Here is a 5,434-nt window from a genome sequence, read left to right on the forward strand (position 1 = left end):
GGATATGTTCCCCGTCTCATGATGAAATGCTAAGACCGGGCACATAAACAACGGATATGTTCCCCGTCTCATCATGAAATGGAATAACCGGGCACATAAACAACGGACATGTGCCCGGTCCCATGATGAAATGCTAAGACCGGGCACATATTTGAAGCCTGACTATAACAAATACATATTAATCAAACGTTTGATTAAATCCAGTTCAGCGCCGCAACACTGGGCTTTTCTCAATTTTTCCCATACTGATTATCTTTTGGATAAAGCGTTTAAGCAAGCTTGGCCCGCGGGTAATGGATAACTAACGAAGGAGTGGGTGAAAATGCTAAGACAACTGGAACTTTCTGATTACCAGCTCTGGATGTGCAAAAAGATAAAAGAAAAGTTAGCTGAAAAGCATGACTATATAAATTGCGCTTCCCATTATCCAAATGAGTTTGAAGAACGGGAAGTCATATCCATAGCGTTAAGCGAAATGCTTATGAAATTAGATGTAATCGATAAGAAAGCAAATTAACATTTAAAGGGGCCACTGGCCTCTTTTGTTTTATCGATTCAAATAATTCTGATTCGAATCCTTCTTTCTCAACTCCGCGAGGATTTCAGTCAACAATGCTTCCTGTCTTTTAGTGCTGGTGACCAGCATGACAAAAAGTACAATTAGAACGATTGGCAATCCGATTGACAACAACACCCCAAAAAGGCCGAACAAACCAAATAACGGCTCCATCTAGAGCACCTCCCCAAATTATTTTACAATTGAATGTCTGAATGCATAAATGACCGCCTGGGTTCGGTCCTGTACCTGCAGCTTGCTCAAGATATTGCTGACATGCGTCTTCACGGTCTTCAGGGCGATGAATAGTTCGTCAGCGATTTCCTGGTTTGTCTTTCCTTCAGCAATCAGCTTCAAGACTTCCATCTCACGCTCTGTCAGCTCTTCGTGCAGCTCAACATTGTTTTTCTGGCGCATTTTCATCATCATCTTGCCCGTCACTTCTGGCTCGAGCACCGGCTGCCCTGAGTATGTAACCCTTACAGCATTAGCAATTTCACTGGCTTTCGATGTTTTCAGCATATAACTCGTCGCCCCGGCTTCAAGCGCGGGGTATACTTTTTCATCATCGAGGAAACTGGTTACGATGATGATCTTAGCTTCCGGCCACTGCTCGATAATCTGCTTTGTCGCCTCGATTCCGTCCATTTCCTTCATGACCAAATCCATGAGAATAATATCCGGTCGCAGTTCAAGCGCCATCTCGACACCTGTCTTCCCATTATCCGCCTCGCCGATTACCTCAATGTCCGGCTGCGCCGATAAGTACGATGATACTCCAATCCGCACCATTTCATGGTCATCTACAAACACAACTTTAATCATTCTTCTCACCCGCCACCATTAAAATTGGAACCTTAACCTCAAGCCTGGTCCCTTTATTTTGAACACTGACAATCTTCAATGTCCCGCCGATTTCACCGGCACGTTCATGCATATTCTGGAGGCCATATGATCCCGCTTTTGCTTCTTCTACATTAAAACCAATACCATCATCGACAACACGCATTATCACTTTATCATCGCGCTTGATCAATAATACTTCGAGTTCTTCTGCCTTACCATGGCGAAGAGTATTCGAAACAGACTCCTGAAGGATACGGAATAGATGGTCCTCAACCCCCTTATCCAATGGGAACGGCTCGACCTTCCACTTAATATTCATGGTGACTTTTTGTCTTAATTCGATTAGCAGCTCCTCAATTCCTTCCTGAAGGCTTTTCCCTTTCAGGGCAACAGGACGAAGGTGTAAAAGCAGCGCCCTCATTTCGAGCTGCGATTGGTGAATCATTTCCTCGACCATTTTTAACTGCTTCGCTTCTCGTTCCTCAGAGGGCCCCTTTGTTTCATTGATGGCGGACATCAGCATCGACGCAGCAAATAGCTGCTGGCTCACGGAGTCATGCAGTTCCCTGGCAAGCCTGTTACGCTCCTGCGAAATGATCTCCTGAATCCGAGACTCTTGCTCCTCCGCTTTTTCAGTCGCCAGCCTCTGTGACAGCATCGCTTTTTCAGAGATTTGCTTATGAAGCTTGCGGGCTCTTTTCGCAATCGATGTAATTTCTGAGTATGCCTGATTATGATCAATTTCGGGCTCCTGGCCTTCCTCCAGCTGAAACAGCCAGTTGTCGACCATACTAAATTGCTTTCGCCAGTATGTCCCTGACGCCATCCCAAACGCGACACCTAACACGACACTTATGCTAAAGGTGAAAATGATGAAAGGAATATCCATTAATTCTCTATTCCATAAATCTGAAAGCTTCGCTACCGGAAAAACTAGTACAAAAGACAAAGTCATCGCTATGAATAAAATAATCCCAAGTGTCAATCCCCATAAGATTTGGCGCATGGCAGTCGTCATATGCGTTTCACCTCGATATTACCAACAAGCATCGAGGTAAAAATTTTAACCTTCTGCTCAGCCTCATCATAGCCTGGTGTCTGTACATACAGACTCTGATTCAGCACCCTTCCTTCCTCATGCTCAAAAACTTCAGCAGAACCAATGACTGACGAATGCCTGAGAGTGACCTCTAAATCATATGGCACATACACTTTTACATTGCCAATGATATTACGGATGAAAATGACGGTTTCTCCCTTTGGCAGCACCGTCAGGCTTAAGTCGACAACGCTGTCGCCAATCCCAGTCTGGATATTGACATCGTTCCACTCATACACATGTGAAGGCGTTTCCTGATGACCAAACAAACGATTTGTAAATAAAGGAGGCTTTTCAATCAGCATTTCCTTTCTGACTTCCCTTTCAGGCTCCTGTAAAACTGGCGTGAGTACTTCTGGCTTCTTTTTCGACTGAGCAAATTGATAGGCAAGATAGATCAGTACGGCCAATAAGAAGAATCTGAACGTCATCATGCTGAAAACACTGCTCAGGAAAAAGAACAAACCTACCCAAAACAACAGCTTCCCCGATTTCTTCGGCATTAAGGAGCGGCCAAAGTAAACCATCGCTCCGCTTGCAAGAAGGGAGAAGATCAATCCTTCATTAAAAAATGAAACTTCGAGCAAAAGCAATATAAGTCCAGTAATCACGATCCAGCTGATATAATCATTTTTCAAGTTGTTCAACATGCTGTCTCCTCCCTTCCTCTGGATTTATTTTTAAAAATGGAATACACATAATAGAGGATTGGTAATATGAAGTCCTTTCGAGGTGATACTCAAAAGGCGCAGGTGCCTGCGCCTCTATAGAATACCATGTTTTGCCTATTAAATAGTATGCGATTCGTTATTTTTAAACTCTTTTTCCAGTTGGGCGATCCTGCTGTCAATTGTATTGCGGTTGTAATTGTTATTCACTTTCTCCTCAAGATGGTCAAGGTAAGTTTCCATATCTGCGAATCTTGAATAGGCTTTGTCAGAATATGAATTGTTATCAAGCACCTGGTCCATTCGGTGGTGTGCTCTTGTCACATTTTCACGTCCCATCAATTCAAGGCGGCGGATGTGCATATCTTTTAGCTTATGGTTCATCTCTTCATACTTCCGCTCGAGCTCAAGCTGCTGTTTGACCGCGTTCTCCATCGCTTCCTTCAGCCTGGCAGCTCGCTCTTCATATTGGGCCTGCTCCTGACCGGCAAATTCCTGAAGGTCAGTTTCGCCGGCTCTCATTGCCACCTCTGATTGGTACTTCCTCTTTTCAGCCATTTCAAGTGCTTGATGATGCTCGCGAGCAAACTGCTCCTTCAATTGTCCCTGACGCTCAAGAAGCTTTCTGACCTTTTCTGTTTCATTTTCACATTCACGAAGATACTGGTTCAAAAGAGCAATCGGGTTTTTCTTTTCTTTCTGGTCAAGTGCCTCGTGAAGATCTGCCATTACCGTGTTTTTGATTCTTGTTAATAGATTTGCCATTAGAAATCTCTCCTTTGATTTTAAAATTATTTGTTATTCAATTGTGCCCATTGCTTTTCGAAGTTGACGAAAGGGTCGTTTTCTTCGCGGACCGCTACTTCTTTTTTGTCCCAGTTTTTATATACAAGGTACAGGACATAAGCTGCTGCGATACCGAGGATCGCTGGTACGTTAGAAGCTGTTGCCATCAGGATGATGAAGCCTGCGATTCCCCAGCCAATTTTTGCGGCTGTCGAATCTGTTTTTAAAAATTGCTTGACGACGAAGTAGAGCACCAGCAAGCTGACCCCAAGTCCGACAAGCGGCCCAAGGTTTGAAATCAGGATCATGGCTGCAATGAAGCCGGCAACAAGTAAACCAAGTTTTTTCATGTTCAATTCCTCCTTATCTCTTATGATTACATCTTACCTTTCTCGCAAAAATTCAATAACGTGCCTGAGCTTGATTTTGGAGTAGGACCTGAGGCTTAGTAAGGCGCAGGACTGTTGGTTTGTCTGTTAGTGGAGGAAGTTAGAATTCGTTTTTTCCTGAGATATTGGCCATTATTTTGATATACAGGCACAAAAAAATAACCCAGTGGATGTTCACTGGGTTATTTCCATTCAGGATATTATTTATTTTGCGATAAACATTTGCGTCCAATAGTGACCATAATTGCCGCCTGTTACGTGCCCCACACCAATGTGGGTGTATGTTGGGCTAAGGATGTTCTTGCGGTGGCCTGGACTGTTCATCCAGGATTGCACTACTTCATTTGGAGTTCTTTGGCCGGCTGCGATGTTTTCAGCTGCACTTCGGTAGTTGATTCCGAAGTTCTTCATCATCGTAAAAGGACTGCCGTATGTAGGACTGGTATGTGAGAAGTAATTCTTATCTCTCATATCTGCAGATTTATATCGGGCTACCCTCGAAAGCTGCCAGTCAGCAGCAAGTGGCTTCAGTCCATTTTTAGCGCGCTCCTGATTTGTCAGTTGGATTACCTGACTTTCGATACTCTTTGTCGCACTTAAAGTTGGGATATTGACCCTCTGGCCTGGATAGATCAAGTTAGGGTTTTTGAACTGCGGGTTGGCGGCAATAATCTCTGAAAGGCCGACCTGATATCTAACAGAAATCTTCCATAAGGTATCACCCGGACGAACCGTATGGACCTGTTGAGCAAACGAAACTGTCGGGATTGCCATTAGGATTAATAATAGAGCTAAAATTATTTTCTTGAACACAATACACTCCTCCTCAATAGATAGGATGAGATTAATTCAAGAAATTATACTTTATTATTTTTTCATGTGAAAACATCACGAAAACGGTGCATATAGTTTTATCAAGGGAGGAATGCGAATTATGGGCTATCTATGGGTGATGACCATCGGTTTTGTCATTTGTCTCGGTTTAGTTGGCGGTATCCTGTTGTATTTTATCTCAACGGCTTTTAACCTTAAGGATGCAAGCCGGATTGATTTGTTGGATTCGAGAAAAAAAGAATAGAAAAAAGCTGGC

At 43.5% G+C, this 5,434-nt stretch carries 9 protein-coding genes; 2 read left to right on the forward strand and 7 right to left on the reverse strand.

Annotated features, from left to right (window positions below; all coding sequences use genetic code 11):
- The first annotated feature begins 322 nt into the window (after positions 1-322).
- Positions 323-517, forward strand: a complete 195-nt coding sequence (locus TY49_RS18610; RefSeq protein WP_041967417.1) for a hypothetical protein — start codon at positions 323-325, stop codon at positions 515-517.
- A 30-nt stretch (positions 518-547) separates the two neighbouring features.
- On the opposite strand, the gene TY49_RS18615 is transcribed toward TY49_RS18610, so the two are convergent.
- From TY49_RS18615 to safA, 7 genes are all read right to left on the reverse strand, one after another.
- Positions 548-730, reverse strand: coding sequence for a hypothetical protein (locus TY49_RS18615; protein ID WP_041967418.1), 183 nt, complete (start codon positions 728-730; stop codon positions 548-550).
- 18 nt (positions 731-748) lie between these two features.
- Positions 749-1,381 carry a response regulator transcription factor gene (locus tag TY49_RS18620; RefSeq protein WP_041967419.1) on the reverse strand — a complete coding sequence of 211 codons (633 nt, stop codon included), beginning with the start codon at positions 1,379-1,381 and terminating at the stop codon, positions 749-751.
- The gene (locus TY49_RS18625; protein ID WP_041967420.1) at positions 1,374-2,420 is read right to left on the reverse strand and encodes a sensor histidine kinase; all 1,047 of its coding nucleotides are present in this window, start codon (positions 2,418-2,420) and stop codon (positions 1,374-1,376) included. The genes TY49_RS18620 and TY49_RS18625 overlap by 8 nt, the downstream gene beginning before the upstream one ends.
- Positions 2,417-3,151, reverse strand: coding sequence for a cell wall-active antibiotics response protein LiaF (gene liaF / locus TY49_RS18630; RefSeq protein WP_041967421.1), 735 nt, complete (start codon positions 3,149-3,151; stop codon positions 2,417-2,419). The genes TY49_RS18625 and liaF overlap by 4 nt, the downstream gene beginning before the upstream one ends.
- Before the next feature lie 138 nt (positions 3,152-3,289).
- Positions 3,290-3,934 carry a PspA/IM30 family protein gene (locus TY49_RS18635; protein ID WP_041967422.1) on the reverse strand — a complete coding sequence of 215 codons (645 nt, stop codon included), beginning with the start codon at positions 3,932-3,934 and terminating at the stop codon, positions 3,290-3,292.
- Between the two features lie 26 nt (positions 3,935-3,960).
- Positions 3,961-4,305 carry a lmo0954 family membrane protein gene (locus TY49_RS18640; protein ID WP_041967423.1) on the reverse strand — a complete coding sequence of 115 codons (345 nt, stop codon included), beginning with the start codon at positions 4,303-4,305 and terminating at the stop codon, positions 3,961-3,963.
- Between the two features lie 243 nt (positions 4,306-4,548).
- Complete coding sequence (safA, locus tag TY49_RS18645) at positions 4,549-5,118, reverse strand: SafA/ExsA family spore coat assembly protein (protein ID WP_041967424.1); 570 nt, start codon at positions 5,116-5,118, stop codon at positions 4,549-4,551.
- A gap of 160 nt (positions 5,119-5,278) precedes the next feature.
- Here safA and TY49_RS24790 point away from each other — a divergent pair, with 160 nt between their 5' ends.
- Positions 5,279-5,422 (forward strand): hypothetical protein, encoded by a 144-nt coding sequence (locus tag TY49_RS24790; RefSeq protein WP_156972730.1) that lies wholly within the window; start codon positions 5,279-5,281, stop codon positions 5,420-5,422.
- Positions 5,423-5,434 lie beyond the last annotated feature (12 nt).

The organism is Mesobacillus selenatarsenatis SF-1 (genome assembly GCF_000813125.1).
Classification (GTDB): Bacteria; Bacillota; Bacilli; order Bacillales; family Cytobacillaceae; genus Mesobacillus; species Mesobacillus selenatarsenatis.

Excerpts from the sequence above, each read along its gene's own strand:
- TY49_RS18610 (WP_041967417.1), top strand. The coding sequence starts at position 323 with ATGCTAAGACAACTGGAACTTTCTGATTACCAGCTCTGGATGTGCAAA.
- TY49_RS18615 (WP_041967418.1), bottom strand. The coding sequence starts at position 730 with ATGGAGCCGTTATTTGGTTTGTTCGGCCTTTTTGGGGTGTTGTTGTCA.
- TY49_RS18620 (WP_041967419.1), bottom strand. The coding sequence starts at position 1,381 with ATGATTAAAGTTGTGTTTGTAGATGACCATGAAATGGTGCGGATTGGA.
- TY49_RS18625 (WP_041967420.1), bottom strand. The coding sequence starts at position 2,420 with ATGACGACTGCCATGCGCCAAATCTTATGGGGATTGACACTTGGGATT.
- liaF (WP_041967421.1), bottom strand. The coding sequence starts at position 3,151 with ATGTTGAACAACTTGAAAAATGATTATATCAGCTGGATCGTGATTACT.
- TY49_RS18635 (WP_041967422.1), bottom strand. The coding sequence starts at position 3,934 with ATGGCAAATCTATTAACAAGAATCAAAAACACGGTAATGGCAGATCTT.
- TY49_RS18640 (WP_041967423.1), bottom strand. The coding sequence starts at position 4,305 with ATGAAAAAACTTGGTTTACTTGTTGCCGGCTTCATTGCAGCCATGATC.
- safA (WP_041967424.1), bottom strand. The coding sequence starts at position 5,118 with ATGGCAATCCCGACAGTTTCGTTTGCTCAACAGGTCCATACGGTTCGT.
- TY49_RS24790 (WP_156972730.1), top strand. The coding sequence starts at position 5,279 with ATGGGCTATCTATGGGTGATGACCATCGGTTTTGTCATTTGTCTCGGT.